The following is a 16,480-nucleotide window of genomic DNA, read 5'->3' as shown; positions in this document are numbered from 1 at the left end:
GCGATCTTTGTCGATGGAGTTCATTCCATGAGAAGACGCCTAGTCGCCGGCGCTGTCACCACCGTGACAGGCCTTGCGTTCCTGACCACCGTCCCGGGTTCGGCCACCGCCGCACCCACCGTCGCACGTGACTACACGGTGGTGGCCGCGGACGGTGTCTCCGCCGCCGATGCGGCCGCCGCCATCCAGGCCGCCGGGGGCACCATCGTCAGCCGGAACGACGCCGTCGGTGTCTTCCGCGTCTCGGCTGTCGACGCCGCGTTCGGGAGCAAGGCCACCGCGACCCCGGCCCTGATCGGCGCGACCGAGCGCAAGGCCATCGGCCAGGCGCCGAACAAGGTCGCGCGGGTGGAGAAGGGCGCGTGGACTCGCGGCGGCAAGGGGCACGGCCCGGCCAAGGCCGACCCGCTCGACGACAAGCTGTGGGGCCTGACCATGGTCAAGGCCGACAAGGCTCGCAAGATCGAGAAGGGTGACCGGGGCGTCACCGTGGGTGTCCTGGACACCGGGCTGGACGCCTCCAACCCGGACCTGAAACCGAACTTCAGCAGCAAGCTGTCGCGCAACTTCGCGCCCGACATGGTGGACATCGACGGCGCCTGCGAGGTGGCCGGCTGTCTCGACCCGGTCGGCACCGACGACGGCGGTCACGGCACGCACGTGGCCGGCACCATCGGCGCCGCGCTCAACGGCAGCGGCCTGTCCGGTGTCGCGCCCGACGTCACCCTGGTCGAGCTCAAGGGCGGCCAGGACTCCGGCTACTTCTTCCTCGACCCGGTGGTCAACGCGCTGACCTACGCCGGTGACGCCGGCCTCGACGTGGTGAACATGTCGTTCTACGTCGACCCGTGGCTCTACAACTGCACGGCCAACCCGGCGGACAGCCCCGCCGACCAGGCCGCGCAGAAGGCCATCATCACCGCCATGAAGCGGGCTCTGAACTACGCGCACGCCCGTGGGGTCACCCTCGTCGGGTCGCTCGGCAACAACCACGAGGACCTCGGCAAGCCGCGGACCGACATCTCCAGCCCGGACTACGGCGGTACGCCGTACCCGCGCACGATCGACAACAAGACCTGCTGGGACCTGCCGGTCGAGGGCCCGCACGTCATCGGGGTGTCCTCGGTCGGCCCGACCGGCCGCAAGTCGGACTTCTCCAACTACGGCACCGAGCAGATCTCGGTGGCCGCGCCGGGCGGCTGGTTCCGTGACGGGTTCGGCACCGACACCTACCGCACCAACGGCAACATGATCCTGTCCAGCTACCCGCTCAAGGTCCTCCAGGAGGAGGGCACGGTCGACGCGGCCGGCGAGATCACCGCCGACGGGGAGGGCCTGGTCTTCAAGGACTGCACCAAGGCCGGCGCCTGCGGTTACTACACCTACCTCCAGGGCACCTCGATGGCCTCGCCGCACGTGTCCGGGGTCAGCGCGCTGATCGTGAGCCGGTACGGGACGCGGGACTTCTGGCGGGGTGGCAAGACCCTGTCGCCGAACGTGGTGGAGAACATCCTGTACCGCACGGCTGCGGAGCACGCCTGTCCGGAGCCGCGCCTGGAGAGCTACGCCAACGAGGGGCGCCCGGCCGAGTTCGACGCGCTCTGCGAGGGCGGGAAGAACTTCAACGGCTTCTACGGATACGGCATCGTCGACGCGTACGCGGCGGTCGGCGGCCGCTGACCCGATGACCGATGGATGCGCCCCGCCCGTGCCGTACGGGCGGGGCGCTCCTTCGTCCTACAGGCCGGTACCCTTGTACGGTGACTCTGCGCTTGTATGACACCGCGACCCGATCGGTCCGGGACTTCGTCCCGTCGACGCCCGGTCAGGTGGGGATCTACCTGTGTGGCGTCACCGTCCAGTCCGCACCCCACATCGGCCACCTTCGCTCCGCCGTCAACTACGACGTGCTGCGCCGATGGCTGCTGCACACCGGTCTCGAGGTCACCTTCGTCCGCAACGTCACCGACGTGGACGACAAGATCCTGCAGAAGGCCGTGGAGCAGGGCCGGCCGTATTGGGCGATCGCCTACGAGAACCGTCTCCACCTGGAGCACGACTACACCGCGCTCAACGTGCTGCCGCCCACCTACGAGCCGCTGGCCACCGGGCACATCACCGAGATGCACGAGCTGATCCAGGAGCTGATCGATCGCGGGCACGCCTACCCGGCCGCCGGTGACTGCGCCGACGTCTACTTCGACGTGCTGTCGTACCGGGAGTACGGCGCACTCTCCGGGCAGCGGCCGGACGACATGCGCGACGCCGGTGACGCCCCGGTGCGCGACAAGCGCGACCACCGTGACTTCGCCCTGTGGAAAGGGGTGAAGCCGGAGGAGCCGCGCGACGCGTACTGGCCGTCCCCCTGGGGCAAGGGCCGTCCCGGCTGGCACATCGAGTGCTCGGCGATGGCCCGGCGCTACCTCGGCGACGAGTTCGACATCCACGGCGGCGGCCTGGACCTGACGTTCCCGCACCACGAGAACGAGGTGGCCCAGTCCAAGGCGGCCGGTCTCGGCTTCGCCCGGTTCTGGGTGCACCACGCCCTGCTCAACCTGGGCGACTCCAAGATGAGCAAGTCGCTGGGCAACGTGATCGACCTGGCCTCGCTCGTCGAGTCCGGGATCCGGCCGGTCGAGCTGCGCTACTACCTGGGCAGCCCGCACTACCGCTCCCGGATCGACTACTCGGACGAGGCGCTGCGGGAGGCCGCGGTCGCGTACCGGCGGATCGAGGGCTTCGTGCAGCGGGCCGCCGAGATCGTCGGGCCGGGCCGGCCCAAGCAGGTGCCGCCCGCCTTCGCCGACGCGATGAATGACGACCTGAACACCTCGGCCGCGCTGGCGATCGTGCACGACACCGTGCGCGAGGGCAACACCGCGCTGGCCGCCGGCGACGAGGCCGCCATCCGGGGCGCGCTCACCGCGGTCCGGGCCATGCTCGGTGTCCTCGGCCTCGACCCGTTCGACGCCAAGTGGGACGGCGGCGAGGGTGGCAACGACCTGAAGCCGGTGGTCGACTCGCTCGTCGCGCTGGCACTGGAACAGCGGGCTCAGGCCCGTGCACGTAAGGACTGGGCGGCCGCCGACTCGGTGCGCGACCAGCTCAAGAACGCGGGTATTCAGGTGGAGGACACTCCGGCCGGGCCGCGATGGACGGTAGGAGAACAGCACTGATGGCGGGCAACTCGTTCAACGCCAGCAAACGCACCACCTCGAAAAAGGGCGCCGCGATGGGCTCGGGCGGTAAGAACCGCGCCGGGCTCAAGGGCCGGGGCAAGACCCTGCCCGCCGACGAGCGCCCCTGGCACAAGGGTTACTCCGGCACCGAGAAACTGCCCGAGAAGACCGCGCGCAAGCAGGACAAGGAGCGCCGGGCCGCGGCCGCCGAGGGCCGTGCGCCCAAGGTCGGCCAGCCCGGCACCAAGGACACCACCTGGGGTCGTAGTGGTGGCCGGGCGGCCGGCATCACCCGTAGCCAGTCGGCCCGCGGCGGCGTCCGTGGCGGCGGTCCGCGTGGTCCCCGGGTCGCTCCGGGCCGCCGGTCCAACCCCACCAAAGAGGGTCCCGAGCTGCTGCTCGGCCGTAACCCGGTGGTCGAGGCGCTGCGTGCGCTGGTCCCGGCGACCGCGCTCTACGTGGCGCAGGGCATCGACATCGACGACCGGGTGACCGAGATCGTCCGCACCTCCGGCGACCGGGGCATCCCGATCCTGGAGATCAGCCGCAACGAGCTCGACCGGATGACCGGCGGCGTGCTGCACCAGGGCATCGGGCTGCAGGTGCCGCCGTTCGCGTACGAGAACTTCGACGACCTGGTCGCCGCCGCGCTGGAGCAGACCGCTCCGCTGCTGGTCGCGCTGGACGGCATCACCGACCCGCGCAACGTGGGCGCGGTGATCCGGTCGGTGGCCGCGTTCGGTGGGCACGGCGTCTTCATGACCGAGCGCCGGGCCGCCGGCATCACCGCGACGGCCTGGCGCACCAGCGCCGGCGCGGCCGCCCGCGTCCCGGTCTCCCAGGTGGTCAACCTGACCCGGGCGATCAAGTCGGCGCAGAAAGCGGGCTTCACCGCGATCGGCCTGGACGCCGACGGCGAGACCGGGCTGTACGAGTTGGAGGCCGCCGTCGGTCCGCTGATCGTGGTCGTCGGCTCCGAGGGCCGCGGGCTGTCCCGCCTGGTCGGCGAGACGTGTGACCTGCGGGTGAGCATCCCGATGGCCTCCGACGTGGAGTCGCTGAACGCCAGCGTGGCGGCAGCGGTCACTCTCGCCGAGGTGAGCCGCCGCCGCCACCAGGGCTGATCGTCAGGAGTAAGCGCGCAGGCGGTTGCCGTCCGTGAGGAAGAGGCGGCCGCCTGCCACCGCTGGTGGATAGTTCTGACTGCTCGGCATGCCGCCCTTCAGGACCCGGCCGGTCGTCGCGTCCGCGACCGACAGCGGCGACCCCATGCCGGACGGGCTGTAGAGCAGCGCCCCGGCCCGGACCGGCTGTCCCGCGCCGTCCGGCAGGTGCACCGACCAGAGTTTCCGGCCGGTCTTCGCGTCCAGGCAGACGACACTGCGATGACGGGGGAAGTAGACCCGCTCGTCGTCGGTGGTCACCGAAGGGGCCGGCCAGTCCGACTCCCACGCCTTGTTGCCGTTGGCCGAGTCGATCGCGGTGAGCCCGCCGTTCCGGCCGCCGACGTAGAACCGGGAACCGCTCGGGTTGCTGCCCACGGCGTACCAATCCTCCGGGGTCTGCCAGATCGTCGCCCCGGTTTTGACGTCGACCGCCCGGGAGCCTTCGCCTTCGGTGCGCAGCAGGATCCGCCCCTGCGCCGACAGCAGCCCGTCGCCGCGGGTGCCGAAGAGTTTCCACAGGCGGGCGCCGGTGGCCAGCCGGTGCGCGATGGTGGACGCCTCGAAGTCGGGCCGGCTGTCCACCACGACCACGCCCCGGTCCACGATCATGTCCTGGGCCGGGACGCCGAGTGGGATCTCCCAGATCCGGGCGCCCGTGGTGGCCCGGTAGGCGCCGAGGAAGCTGTGCTGGTTGTCGCAGGCGTAGGAGAGGGTGGCCAGGACCCCGTCGGACAGGGCCATCCGGGTGACGCCGCGGCGCTCCAGGGCGACATGCCAGCGGCGGGCGCCGGTGGCCGGGTCGTATGCGCCGATCCCGCCCGGGTCGCTGGTGTACAGGTTGCCGTCGTCGGCGAGCGGCTCCCGCCCGACCTCGCATTCCGGGGCGCCGTGGGTGGCGATGTCCCAGCGGCTGGTGATCGTGTCGACTGATTCCGGGGTCAGCGCCGTCTCGTGCGGGTTGTAGAAGGTCAGGCCCGGGCCGTACCCGGTCTGGTTCCACTCCGAGACGGCTGCCGGGGCCGGTCCGGGTGGGGTGGGCAGACTGAGTGCCGCGGTGAAAGCAGCTATCAGGAAGAGGTTCACACAAGATCAACGAGCGGGGGCGGGATCGATGATGGGCCGTTCCTCCACCGCCCGGTCAACGGCCGGACGGTGGAAGAAGCGCTGATCAGAGGTTTGCGGCGGGTGTGAAGACGTCGCAGTTGCGGCCCTGCTCGGCACGCGCCAGAGTGATGCCGGTGCACAGGCGGACCTCCGGGTGGCCACCGCCCCAGAGGAACTCGGAACGGGCCGAGAAGTTGGTCTTCCCGGGCCGGCACAGGCTGTTCAGGGTGCGCCACTCGATGCCGTCGGCCGGGCCGTTGTAGGCGATCTGCGCGACCGCGCACCGGTTACGGCCGTTGACGGCAAGCGTGCCGTTGACCGCGATCGGCGGAACCGGGCGCTCCGGAACGCTCATCATCCGGTCGTAGGTGCCATAGGCGCTGGCCTTTCCGACGGCCAGGTCGAAGGTGTTGTCCGCCGCGAGAGCGGGCGTGGCGGCCAGAGCGACGGCCGATCCGACACCGGCGAGAATGGTGATGGTACGGCTGGCGAACGATTTCATGAATTAGTCCTCAATTGTGTCGAGGGTATACGTCGAGACAACAACGAATGAAATGAGAAAAAGGCGCGCGAACGGTCAGCGCACGAGCAGTGTGTAGCTCGGCACGAACCCGGTCCGGCAGCGGAACGAGACCCAGGCCCGCTGCGCGACACCGGCCGCGCCGACCTTCTGGCACTCGCCCCGCGGGTCGGCCACCTCGTTGAAGGCGGCGGTGTAGACGACGGTCTCGGAGGCCAGTGGCGTGGTCCGCGCCGGGTGGCTGACGATCAGGTCGTCACCGGCGTATCCCGAGCGTACGGCATACGCCGACCAGGCTCCGGACGCCAGTCCGGCCGCCCCGATGACAGCCGCCCGGCCGAAGCCGAAGGTGCCCATGAGGCCGGTGGCGTCGACGGCCGGTGAGGCCTGCGCGGCGGCCGGAGTGAGCACGGTCGCAGCGGCGGCGAGCAGGACGACGCCACGTGTGATGGAACGCATTTGTTCGGTGTCCCTTCCATGAAAGCCCGGGGATCTCCCGCGACATGATGGACGGCCGTACGGAAAGGATCGTGTCTCCCCGCAGGCATTACCGAACATACATGAGAAGCGCGGCCGGTAAAGGGCGGGGCCGCAGGTTATATTCGCACGTTCGTATTGTTTGCGGATCTGTTGTTTTCGTAGTCGATTTCAGCGCCGAAAAATGAAGAACCCCCGCCGGTCGCAGGGGTGCGGTGGACGCCGGGTGGCGGGGTGATGCTCAGTGGCGGAGACCGTCGAGCATCCGGCCGAGCACCTGCAGGCACTCGTCGGTGGCGGCCTCCGGAGCGTCGGCCGCCGCCACGTGCCGTGCCGCCTCGTTGAGGGCGCCGAGCAGCAGCCGGGCCAGGGGTGCGGCCGGTTGCGGGGCGAGGGCGCCGGTGTCGATCAGGTTCTGCACGGCGGACTCGATCAGGCCCAGGCCGTAGCGCTCGTTGAGCTCCTGCCAGCGGGCGGCGCCGAGCGCGGCCGGGGCGTCGCGCAGCAGGATCCGGTCGACGCCCGGATTCGCGCACGCGGTGAGGAAGACCCGGGCGCCCTGCAGCAGCCCGCTGACCGGATCGGCGGCCGGCTCGGCCAGCGTCGCGGTCACCTCGGCGACGATCTCCGTCTCGACGGCCTCCACCACCGCGCCGAAGAGCTCGGCCTTGTCACGGAACTGGTGGTAGAGGGCGCCGCGGGTGACTCCGGCGGCGTGCACGATCTGCTCGGTGCCGACGGCGGCGTATCCCCGCTGCTCGAACAGCTCCCGAGCGACAGTGATCAGCCGCTCCCGGGTCGCGGCGGATCTCAGGTCGTGCTTGGTCTTGCGTTCCATCGCCACCCCGCCCTTGATTACGTACAGCCTGTATGTAATTTTTACGTACAGGCTGTATGCATTTTAGGAGCAGACCATGCCGTACGCCGCCCTGCCCGCCGGAACCATCCACTACCGCGACCTCGGCACTGGCCGGCCGCTGGTCTTCCTGCACGGACTCCTCCAGGACGGTCGGGTGTGGAACGAGGTCGTCGACCGGCTCGCCGGCGAGTTCCGGTGCCTCGTCCCCGACCTGCCCCTCGGCGCCCACCGGACAGCCATGCGCCCCGATGCCGACCTGAGCGTCACCGGAGTCGCCGGTCTGGTCACCGACCTGTTCGAGGTCCTCGACCTGCGCGACGTCACCCTCGTCGGCAACGACACCGGTGGCGCCGTCGCCCAGATCGTCGCGGCGCAGCGGCCGGCTCGGCTCGGCTCGCTGGTGCTGATCAGTTGCGAGGCGTTCGACAACGTCCCGCCGCCGGTCTTCCGCGCGCTCCCGCCCGCCGCCCGGCTCGGGCTGCTGCCGGCGTTGCTGTGGCCCCTGCGGTTCCGTGCACCGCGATCGCTGGCGACCGGATACGGCCGGCTGACCCGCGGCCCGCTCCCGCACGACCTGATCGACGACTGGATCGCGGCCTACCGCAGCGATCCGGGCATCCGTCGCGACACTCGCCGGTTCGTCACCTCGCTGGGCGACCGGCACGTCCTGACGCGTCTCGCCGAGCCCCTGGCGGCCTTCCCGGATCCGGCGCTGGTCCTGTGGGCGGCCGACGACGAGTTGTTCCCGGTCGACCACGCGCGCCGGCTCGGTCGCCTGCTGCCGGCCGCCCGGGTCGAGATCGTCGAGGACTCCCGTACCTGGGTCATGCTCGACCAGCCGGACCGGACCGCCGCCGCGATCCGCCGTTTCCTCGCGTAGCGGCCCCGCCCGGGGCCGCTACGGGCGTCAGGGGGTCTCAGAAGAGGTCGCAGCCGACCGAGTAGTCGAAGGCGCCCTTGCAGGTGTCGGTGCCGGTGAAGTAGTCGACGACGGACTGCTTGGTGCGGTCGCCCTCGCCGACGTCGAGGTAGTCGTCGGCCGCACCGCCCCAGACCTTGTCGTCGCCCTGCTGACCCCGGAGCGCGGCCGGCGCGGTCTGCCCGTTGGCGTCGAGCTGGTCGTTGCCGGTGCCGCCCTGCACGCTCACCGGGACCGGCCCGTCGATTTTGATCCGGTCGTTGCCGTCACCGAGCTGGAAGAAGAGGTACGAATTGAACTTGCAGATGACGATGATGGTCGGCCCGGTCTGTTTGATGCACTGGTAGTAATAGGCGGCGTCCGGGTGGATGACGATGTCGCGGTTGGTGTCGTAGACGGTGAGCGTGCCGGCCGCACTGGTGAATCCGTGAAGGTCGTTGGCGATCCCGGGCGCCGCGAAGAACTCGACACCACGCCAGCCGAACTTGAGCGTGCCGCCGACCACCGGGGCCGCGCTCGCCGGAACGGCCGGGGCGATCATCAGGGCGGCGAACAGCGCGAGCAGGGCCGTCATAGATCGTCGCAGATTCATCGGGCCACGCTAACCACGACGGTCAAGCCATACCCGTGCGTGATGGACGTCAAAGGCTGTTTGAGCCCCCGGTCGGGATCGAACCGACGACCTCCCGTTTACAAGACGGGTGCTCTGGCCATCTGAGCTACAGGGGCGACGGACATCAGCATAACGTCCTGTGATGCGGTCGCCATCTTGGCAGGTCGGAAAGAAACGAATACGGTGGCGGGGCTGTTCCTTCTACTCGGATCGTCCGGCACGTTCCTGCCGGTGGAAAGGAAGTCGCTTCACCATGGCTACAGTTACCTATGACAAGGCCTCCCGGATCTACCCGGGCTCCGAGCGCCCCGCGGTCAACGAGCTGAACCTCGAGATCGGCGACGGAGAGTTCCTCGTCCTGGTCGGGCCCTCCGGTTGTGGTAAGTCCACCAGCCTGCGCATGCTCGCCGGCCTGGAGGACGTGGACCGCGGCCGCATCCTCATCAACGACAAGGACGTCACGCACCTCCCGCCGAAGTCGCGGGACATCGCGATGGTGTTCCAGAACTACGCTCTCTACCCGCACATGACGGTGTACGAGAACATGGCGTTCGCCCTGAAGCTGCGCAAGACCCCGAAGGCGGAGATCGACCGCGCCGTCAAGGAGGCCGCGGCCCTGCTCCAGCTCGAGGAGTACCTGTCGCGTAAGCCGAAGGCGCTCTCCGGCGGTCAGCGTCAGCGTGTCGCCATGGGCCGCGCGATCGTGCGCCAGCCGCAGGTGTTCCTCATGGACGAGCCGCTGTCGAACCTCGACGCCAAGCTCCGTGTGCAGACCCGTTCGCAGATCGCCTCGCTCCAGGCGAAGCTCGGCGTCACCACCGTCTACGTCACCCACGACCAGGTCGAGGCCATGACCATGGGTCACCGGGTCGCGGTCATGCTGGACGGTGTGCTCCAGCAGGTGGACACCCCGCGGGCGCTGTACGACACCCCCGGCAACGTCTTCGTGGCCGGCTTCATGGGCTCCCCGGCGATGAACATCAAGACCGTTCCGCTGAACGAGACCGGCGCCCACTTCGGCGCGCTGAACATCCCGCTCACCCGTGAGCAGGTGGCCGCGGCCCGCGAGGGTGGCGACGGCAAGGTGACCGTCGGCTTCCGTCCGGAGGCGGCCGAGGTCGTCGGCGAGTCGGCCGAGGCCCTGGCGATCGTCGTCGACCTGGTCGAGGACCTCGGCTCGGACGCCAACGTCTACGGTCACGCCGACCTGCCGGGTGGTTCGGAGCGGTTCGTGGTCCGCACCGAGCGCCGCAACATGCCGCACATGGGCGAGACGGTCTACATCCGTCCGCAGACCAACGCGCTGCACGTCTTCAACGCGGGCTCCGGCATCCGCATCTGAAGCTGAGCAGTACCGCGACGGCCTCCCTTTCGAGGGGGGCCGTCACTGTTTCAGGCGAACGAATAGACGACGTATTCCTTCTCCTCGGCGCAGACGACCACCGACGTGTTCCAGGAACACGTGTCGGAGCGGACCTTCTGCAGCACGCCGAGGTTCACCGACTCCTCGCCGAGGTGCGTGCCGGACAGCTCCCGGTCACTGACCGAGCTGGTCAGGGCGTCGGAGAAGCTGAGCACGTTACGGGCGTCCAGCCGGACCGTGACTCCGAGCCGGTACCAGGCCTGCTTGCCGCCGACGAACAGCGTGGTGCCCTCGTCGCTGATCGCGAGCAGCCCGTTGCTGCCGACCGAGACCAGGCTCTCGGCGCCCGGCACGGTCTTCTCCCAGCCGCCCTCGCCGCCGACCGCCCGGACGACCGCGGCTTTCCGGTCGTAGCCGGTCGTCGCGACGAAACAGAGCAGGTTGCCGCACGGGGTGAGCTCGTCGAGGCTCTCGTCGGCTGCGACCGTGTACACCGACTCCGGCTGGGCGTCGGCGAGCTTGGCCAGGTCGTACCGGAAGACGCGTTTGGTGGTGCCGGGCTCCAGCACGTACAGCCGGCCGTCGTGGGCCGCGACCTTGTCGCCGGTGGAGGCCACCTCGGCGCGTTTCTGCAGGACGTCACCGGTGCGCACGTCGCGGACCGAGACCGTACGGTCGGAGTCGATCTGCACGAACCGCTGCTTGTCGCCGGCGGCCGGGGCGAACGGCCGCCCTCCGGTGCCGGCCGGACCGTTCACGTCGTCGGGGCCGGTGACCAGCAGCAGGGTGGTGCTGTCCGGGTCGTCGACCGACCACTTCACCGTCCCGTCGGCCAGGTCGAGGCCGGTCAGTTTCTTGGCCTCCCGGTTCACCCAGAGCACGACGTCGGACGCCAGGTACAGCTCGTCCGAGGAGCCGAGGTCCTCATCCCAGACCAGCCGGCCGTCGTCGCTGCTCAGGGCCACCACCCGGCTGCGGCTGGTGGTGGGGTCGACACCGGAGACGAAGACCACCACCTTTTCCCGGGCATACATCCATTTCCAGCTGTACGCCGTACCGGCGCTGTCGTTCTGCCAGAGGGTGGTGCCGGTCCCGGTGTCGACGGCCACCGTGTGCAGTGGCCCCGCCTCGGTGACGCCGGCGAAGAACGCCCGATCCCCGTACACCTCGCTGTCGACGAACGTCGACGTGAACGCCGGCTCCGGCGCGACCCGTCCCACCTCGCGCAGCGAGTGGTAGTCGAGGGCCGGGAACTTCGGCCAGAGCAGCACCGTGGCCACGGCGGCCACGAGCACCACCACGGCGGTCGCCGCCCCGCCGATGATCAGCCCGAGCCGGCGCCGGGACGAGACGGTCGACTCGACCGCGCCGGGCACCGTCCACGTGCCCTCCGGGTGCGGATGCGGGGTGTAACCGCCGGGCTGGCCACCCGCGGCGATGGCGGCGGCCTCGGCGGTGGCCCACGGGTCGACCGGCTCGGCGTAGGTCTGGCCGTCCGGAGCGGCCGCCGGAACGGTGACCGGCGTCGGTGTCGGGGTGGCCGCCTCGGAGAGACCGGCCGTGAAACGCACCTCCGTCGCCTCCGCCTCGGCCGGCTGCGTCTCGTCCTCCGGACCCGGACCCGCCATGTTCCCGCCCTTCTCCGCCGTACCGGCCCGTCATCGTACCGACCTGGGCACCGGCGATCAGTCCGGCGATCATCCGCGGGGCTGCCGGAAAACCGAATGCCGAGTCGTGATTAGTCCGTGGCTATCGTGGCGTCATGCGCATCGAACGAGTCACCGCCGAGGCCGACGTCCATCGAGCGGCCGACCTGTTCGACGCGCCGCCCATCGACTCGGTGACCCGCCGCTTCCTCACCGAGCCGACCCACCATCTGCTGCTCGCCTACGACGACGCGGACCGCCCGGTCGGCATGATCACCGGGGTCGAGACGACCCATCCGGACAAGGGCACCGAGATGCTGATCTACGAGCTCGGTGTCGCCCCGGTGGCCCGGCTCCAGGGGGTCGGCACGGCGCTCGTCGACGCGCTGGCCGCGATCGCCCGCAAGAACGGCTGTTACGGCATGTGGGTGGCCGCCGAGTCGGACAACAAGGCGGCCCTGGCCACCTATCGCCGGGCCGGCGCCGACGAGGAGATGACGTTCACCCTGCTCAGCTGGGATCTCGCGAAAGATTGAGATCCTTTCTGGTACGGCTGGGCCACACCGCGGCCAGGCAGAGGGCGGCGAGGATGCCGACCGTGGGCAGAAGCAGAACCCGGGGGTCGTCCGCCACGTCCTGCCAGTAGGTCTCCGGGAGGAGCGGATCGACGAGCCCTTGCCGGTCCTGCACCACGGTGACCTTGTCACCCAGTTCGCCAGCGCCGTCCCCGGGCCATTCGGTGAGCCGCCCGGGCAGCGGAACCCCGTCCTCCTCCAGGTCGTAGAACGGCGCCCCGCTGTGCCCGTCGTACACCTTCGCGACCGTGGCCCGGATCTCCTGCGCACGCCCGCCATCCAGCAGCCACATCTGCACCGACATCGCCACGAAGACCATCAGGAGGGCGTTGACGATGCCGGCGGCGACGAGCGGGATCATCCGTGGCAACCGCTCGCTCTCGGTGGCGATGAGCCGTAGCACCAGCACTTCGCCGGCCAGGATGAGAACGGCCGGAATCGCGTCCACGTCATGGCGTACCCAGGTGGTGGCCACCGGTACGACCATGGCGGTGAACGCCAGGAACGTGAGCAGATAAACCGGAGCAATCGCCAGATCGGCCCGCGGACGCATGCGCACACGCTACCGGCGTCCTTCAAGGACGGTGGGGCCTAACGCTTCCACTTCTCCCGGTTCACGTAACCGTCCACCGGCTCTTCGAGCAGCCGGGGGTCGTCGAGAGCGGTGAGGGTGAGGATCTTCGGCTTCGGTCCGACCGGTTTCTGTTCGGCCGGTTTCTGTTCGGCGGCGAACGCCGGAGCGGCCGGCGACAGTGTGGGGGTGGCCGGGGCCGGGGTGTCGGCCGGCGGCGGAGCGGAGACGGACGCGATCCCGGCCGTCGGCGCGGGGGTCGGCGTGGAGCCGTCGTCCGGCATGATCCCGGCCGAACGGAGTCCTGCCCCTGAGGCGACGCCGGCCCAGGCGGGCGCACCGCCGAGGAACAGGATTCCGGTCGCGATCGCTCCGAAGCACCACAACTTGCGCACTGAACTTTTCTCCCGGTCGGGCGGTGGGTTCGGGATACCCACCAAGTCGGACATCAGCTGTCGGATGAGGCAACGAGCGGGCACACGAGGGGGTTCGGGCTGACTACGATTCGTGAACGTGAGCGCCGCGCCATCGGAAAAGATCCACAACCGCCCCGAGTCCGACGAGGACACCCGGCCTCACCTGGTGCTCTGCGGTGCAGACGCGCTGGTTTACACCCTCGCCGAGGAGCTGGCCAACTCCCGCCACCGGATCCGGATCACCGTGATCACCCCGCACCGGATCCGGGCCGACGTGCCCGACCTGGCACAGCTCGCCGACCGCGACGTGGTCTGGCTCAAGGCCGACCGGCTGGACGAGCGCACCTTCCGCGACGCCGGCCTCACCGGATCCTCGGCCCTCGCCCTCGTCATGCCGGACGACATGGTCAACCTGCACGCCGCGCTCTGCGCCCGCGAGGTCGAGGAGAACCTGCGTGTGGTGGTGCGGATGTTCAACACCGGGCTGGGACAGAGCGTGGTCCGGCTCTTCCCGGACTGTGCGGTGCTGTCCGACGCCGAGATGGCCGCGCCGGCGTTCGTCGCGGCGGCACTGGGCGAGGTCGCTCCGACTCACTTCCGGCGCGCCGGCCGCACCCTGTATGTGGCGCACCGGGGCGACGTACCGGATAGATCGGTGATTTTGACCCTGACCAGCGGAAACGGTGACGGCGAGGTGAGCGTGCTGCCCTCGGAGCCGGCGCCGGCCGCGGCGAAGCCGGCCGATCTGGTGCTGGCCGAAGCGGTCGGGCGTCCGGCCGGCGAGGATGTGACCCGGAGGCTGCTGAGCCGGGCCGGGCGCCGTCGACGGCCGGGCCGCGCGATCGGGAACGCGCTGCGCGCCGCGCTGAGCCGCAAACTCGGCATCGCCGTGCTGATCACCCTGGCCACCACGCTCGTCGCCGGGCTGGTGCTGGCCCAGTTCGACGGTTCGCCGCACGGGCTCTGGGAGTCGATCTACATGACGCTGCTGACCGCGGTCGGCTCGTCCGATGTGGAGATCGGCCGCGAACCGGTGGCCCAGGCCGCGCAGCTGGTGCTGACGATCGCCGGTCTGGCGCTGATTCCGCTGATCACCGCGGCCGTGGTGGACGGCATGGTGAACGCACGGCTCGCCCTCAGCCAGGGCCGGCTCACCGGGGAGATCAGTGACCACATCGTGCTCGTCGGGCTCGGCAATGTCGGCACCCAGGTGCTGCGTCAGCTCACCGACCTGGGCGTACGCGTGGTGGCCATCGACCGTGTCGCCGACGCCCGCGGGGTGAAGACCGCCCAGCGCCGTGGCGTGCCGGTGATCGTGGGTGACGCCGCCGCCGAGGCCACCCTGCGTGCCGCCTCGATCGACACCTGCCGGGCTCTGGTCGTGCTCTCCACCGACGACACGGTGAACCTCCAGGCCGCGTTGCAGTCCCGGCTGGCCCGCCCGGACCTGCGGGTGGTGCTGCGGCTCTTCGACGACGACTTCGCGCAGCGGGTCGAGTCGGCGTTCCAGATCAACACCTCCCGCAGCGTCTCCCGGATCTGCGCGCCGGTCTTCGCCGCCGCCCTCCTGGAACGCGACGTGCACGCCACCATCCCGGTCGACAGGCACTCGGTGCTGGTCGCCACGGTCACCGTCGCGGCACTGTCCCCTCTGGACGGCGCGCCGCTGGAGCACGCCGACCACCCGGGTGAGGCGCGGGTGCTCGGCATGTCGTCGGCCGGCCAGCAGTGGGTCGACTGGGTGCCGGACCGCCGGCGGGTGCTGGCCGAGGGCGACCGGATCCTGGTGGTGGCCCGCCGCGGCGGCCTGCGGGCCCTGGTCGAGCTGGCCAGCCCGCCGTTACAGCGACCCGCTTAGCTCGTCCGCCTCGACGCCCAGCACGGCCTGCTCATCAGGCTTGTTGACCAGCACGTCGGACAGGTAGCTCTGCACCGCCGGGCCCATCCCGACGTCACGCCCGGCCTTCTCGGAGAGCAGCCACTTGTGCTGGATGATCTGCGAGAACACCTCCTGCGGCTCGAGCTTGCGCCGCAGGTGGGCCGGAACCGCCCGGACCACCGGCTCGAACACCTCGGTCAGCCAGCGGTGCGCGGCCTGCTGCTCGTCCTTCAGGTGACTCTCCGCGCGGTACGCGTCCAGGTCGTTGAGCAGCTGCCGGGCCTGGTTCTCCTCGGCGTCCAGACCGGTCAGGCGCATCAGCCGGCGGGTGTGATAGCCGGCGTCGACCACCTTGGGGCGGACCAGATAACCGCCGTCCACCGTGGACATGGAAACCTCGGCGATGTCGAAACCCATCTCGTTGAGCCGCCGGATCCGACGCTCGATGTGGTGCCGGGCGTCCTTGGCCACCTCCTGCTCGTAGGTGACCTCGTGCCACAGCCGCTCGTAGCGCGCCACGATGTCGTCGACCACCGTCTCCGGGTCGATCGACTCGTGCAGCAGCTCAGCGGCCTGCAGGTCCAGGCACTCGCCGAAGATGTTCAGCCGCAGGATCTCGATGTCCTCGCTGCGCTGCCCCTCGGACAGTTTCGGGTACAGGTTGCCGGTCTCGGCGTCGACCAGATACGCCGCGAAAGCGCCCGCGTCCCGCCGGAACAGCGTGTTCGACAGCGAACAGTCGCCCCACGAGAAACCGGTCAGATGCATTCGCACGACCAGCGCGGCGAGGGCGTCCAGGAGGCGGTTCATCGTGTCCGGGCGGAGCACACGAGAGAACAGCGCACGGTACGGCAGCGAGAACTGCAGATGTCTGGTGACCAGCACGGTCTCCAGCGGTTCGCCGTCGAGCGTCTGCCGGTCGGTGGCGATGGCAACCGCTTCGACGGCCGGGAAGCCGATCCGCTCCAGGGCTCGGAGCAGGTCGTACTCCTTCTCGGCGATCCGCTCCCGGGTCTCCTTCATGGCGTAGACCACGCCGTTCAGCTTGACGAACCGGACGATGTGCCGCGAGATGCCCTGGGGCAGCGCGACCAGGTGATCGGCGGGCCACTCCTCCAGCGGGATGTGCCACGGCAGGTCCAGGAGCGCTGGGTCGACGACGGCTGAGGTGATGCGCACGGACCAAGTGTGCC

Annotated in this window: 16 protein-coding genes and 1 tRNA gene; 7 read left to right on the top strand and 10 right to left on the bottom strand. The window is 69.9% G+C overall.

The window, feature by feature from the left end:
- Positions 1–27 precede the first annotated feature (27 nt).
- The 3 genes from AB0E94_RS28395 to rlmB all read left to right on the top strand — a co-directional run bounded on the left by AB0E94_RS28395 (position 28) and on the right by rlmB (position 4,303).
- Positions 28–1,680, top strand: coding sequence for a S8 family serine peptidase (locus AB0E94_RS28395; protein WP_360331914.1), 1,653 nt, complete (start codon positions 28–30; stop codon positions 1,678–1,680).
- An 80-nt stretch (positions 1,681–1,760) separates the two neighbouring features.
- The gene (gene cysS / locus AB0E94_RS28390) at positions 1,761–3,176 is read left to right on the top strand and encodes a cysteine--tRNA ligase (protein WP_360331911.1); all 1,416 of its coding nucleotides are present in this window, start codon (positions 1,761–1,763) and stop codon (positions 3,174–3,176) included.
- Positions 3,176–4,303 (top strand): 23S rRNA (guanosine(2251)-2'-O)-methyltransferase RlmB, encoded by a 1,128-nt coding sequence (gene rlmB, locus AB0E94_RS28385; RefSeq protein WP_360331908.1) that lies wholly within the window; start codon positions 3,176–3,178, stop codon positions 4,301–4,303. The genes cysS and rlmB overlap by 1 nt, the downstream gene beginning before the upstream one ends.
- Positions 4,304–4,306: 3 nt before the next feature.
- Here rlmB and AB0E94_RS28380 read toward each other — a convergent pair whose 3' ends face one another.
- The 4 genes from AB0E94_RS28380 to AB0E94_RS28365 all read right to left on the bottom strand — a co-directional run bounded on the left by AB0E94_RS28380 (position 4,307) and on the right by AB0E94_RS28365 (position 7,284).
- Positions 4,307–5,428, bottom strand: coding sequence for a PQQ-binding-like beta-propeller repeat protein (locus AB0E94_RS28380; protein WP_360331905.1), 1,122 nt, complete (start codon positions 5,426–5,428; stop codon positions 4,307–4,309).
- Between the two features lie 85 nt (positions 5,429–5,513).
- Positions 5,514–5,951: a hypothetical protein gene (locus AB0E94_RS28375; RefSeq protein WP_360331902.1), complete on the bottom strand. Its 438-nt coding sequence runs from the start codon at positions 5,949–5,951 to the stop codon at positions 5,514–5,516.
- A 75-nt stretch (positions 5,952–6,026) separates the two neighbouring features.
- Entirely contained in the window at positions 6,027–6,428 is a 402-nt protein-coding gene (locus AB0E94_RS28370; protein ID WP_360331899.1) for a hypothetical protein, read from the bottom strand.
- Positions 6,429–6,687: 259 nt separating this feature from the next.
- A complete protein-coding gene (locus AB0E94_RS28365) occupies positions 6,688–7,284 on the bottom strand; it encodes a TetR/AcrR family transcriptional regulator (protein WP_360331896.1) in 597 nt (198 codons plus the stop codon).
- Positions 7,285–7,360: 76 nt separating this feature from the next.
- Here AB0E94_RS28365 and AB0E94_RS28360 point away from each other — a divergent pair, with 76 nt between their 5' ends.
- On the top strand, positions 7,361–8,185 hold the full coding sequence (locus tag AB0E94_RS28360) for an alpha/beta hydrolase (RefSeq protein WP_360331893.1): 825 nt from the start codon (positions 7,361–7,363) through the stop codon (positions 8,183–8,185).
- A gap of 37 nt (positions 8,186–8,222) precedes the next feature.
- Here the strand turns inward: AB0E94_RS28360 and AB0E94_RS28355 are convergent, their stop codons facing one another.
- A complete protein-coding gene (locus AB0E94_RS28355; RefSeq protein ID WP_360331890.1) occupies positions 8,223–8,816 on the bottom strand; it encodes a hypothetical protein in 594 nt (197 codons plus the stop codon).
- A 63-nt stretch (positions 8,817–8,879) separates the two neighbouring features.
- Positions 8,880–8,953: transfer RNA gene (locus tag AB0E94_RS28350), tRNA-Thr, on the bottom strand.
- A gap of 137 nt (positions 8,954–9,090) precedes the next feature.
- On the opposite strand from AB0E94_RS28350, the gene ugpC reads away from it, so the two are divergent.
- Positions 9,091–10,179, top strand: coding sequence for a sn-glycerol-3-phosphate ABC transporter ATP-binding protein UgpC (gene ugpC, locus AB0E94_RS28345; protein WP_360331887.1), 1,089 nt, complete (start codon positions 9,091–9,093; stop codon positions 10,177–10,179).
- Between the two features lie 50 nt (positions 10,180–10,229).
- On the opposite strand, the gene AB0E94_RS28340 is transcribed toward ugpC, so the two are convergent.
- On the bottom strand, positions 10,230–11,828 hold the full coding sequence (locus AB0E94_RS28340) for a PQQ-binding-like beta-propeller repeat protein (RefSeq protein WP_360331884.1): 1,599 nt from the start codon (positions 11,826–11,828) through the stop codon (positions 10,230–10,232).
- Between the two features lie 134 nt (positions 11,829–11,962).
- On the opposite strand from AB0E94_RS28340, the gene AB0E94_RS28335 reads away from it, so the two are divergent.
- Complete coding sequence (locus AB0E94_RS28335) at positions 11,963–12,382, top strand: GNAT family N-acetyltransferase (RefSeq protein WP_360331881.1); 420 nt, start codon at positions 11,963–11,965, stop codon at positions 12,380–12,382.
- Here AB0E94_RS28335 and AB0E94_RS28330 read toward each other — a convergent pair.
- Both AB0E94_RS28330 and AB0E94_RS28325 read right to left on the bottom strand, forming a co-directional pair.
- Entirely contained in the window at positions 12,357–12,974 is a 618-nt protein-coding gene (locus tag AB0E94_RS28330; protein WP_360331878.1) for a hypothetical protein, read from the bottom strand. The genes AB0E94_RS28335 and AB0E94_RS28330 overlap by 26 nt on opposite strands.
- Positions 12,975–13,012: 38 nt before the next feature.
- Complete coding sequence (locus AB0E94_RS28325; RefSeq protein ID WP_360331875.1) at positions 13,013–13,387, bottom strand: hypothetical protein; 375 nt, start codon at positions 13,385–13,387, stop codon at positions 13,013–13,015.
- 118 nt (positions 13,388–13,505) lie between these two features.
- Between AB0E94_RS28325 and AB0E94_RS28320 the strand changes: the two genes are divergently transcribed.
- Positions 13,506–15,266 carry an NAD-binding protein gene (locus tag AB0E94_RS28320; protein ID WP_360331872.1) on the top strand — a complete coding sequence of 587 codons (1,761 nt, stop codon included), beginning with the start codon at positions 13,506–13,508 and terminating at the stop codon, positions 15,264–15,266.
- On the opposite strand, the gene AB0E94_RS28315 is transcribed toward AB0E94_RS28320, so the two are convergent.
- A complete protein-coding gene (locus AB0E94_RS28315; RefSeq protein WP_360331869.1) occupies positions 15,249–16,466 on the bottom strand; it encodes a DUF4032 domain-containing protein in 1,218 nt (405 codons plus the stop codon). The two genes, AB0E94_RS28320 and AB0E94_RS28315, sit on opposite strands and share 18 nt — an antisense overlap.
- Between the last annotated feature and the right edge of the window lie 14 nt (positions 16,467–16,480).

Origin of the sequence: Actinoplanes sp. NPDC026670, assembly GCF_040638175.1 — a bacterium.
In the GTDB taxonomy this organism is placed as follows: Bacteria; Actinomycetota; Actinomycetes; order Mycobacteriales; family Micromonosporaceae; genus Actinoplanes.
Note: the sequence above shows the minus strand (reverse complement) of the source record. Positions and strands in the feature narration are given on the sequence as shown.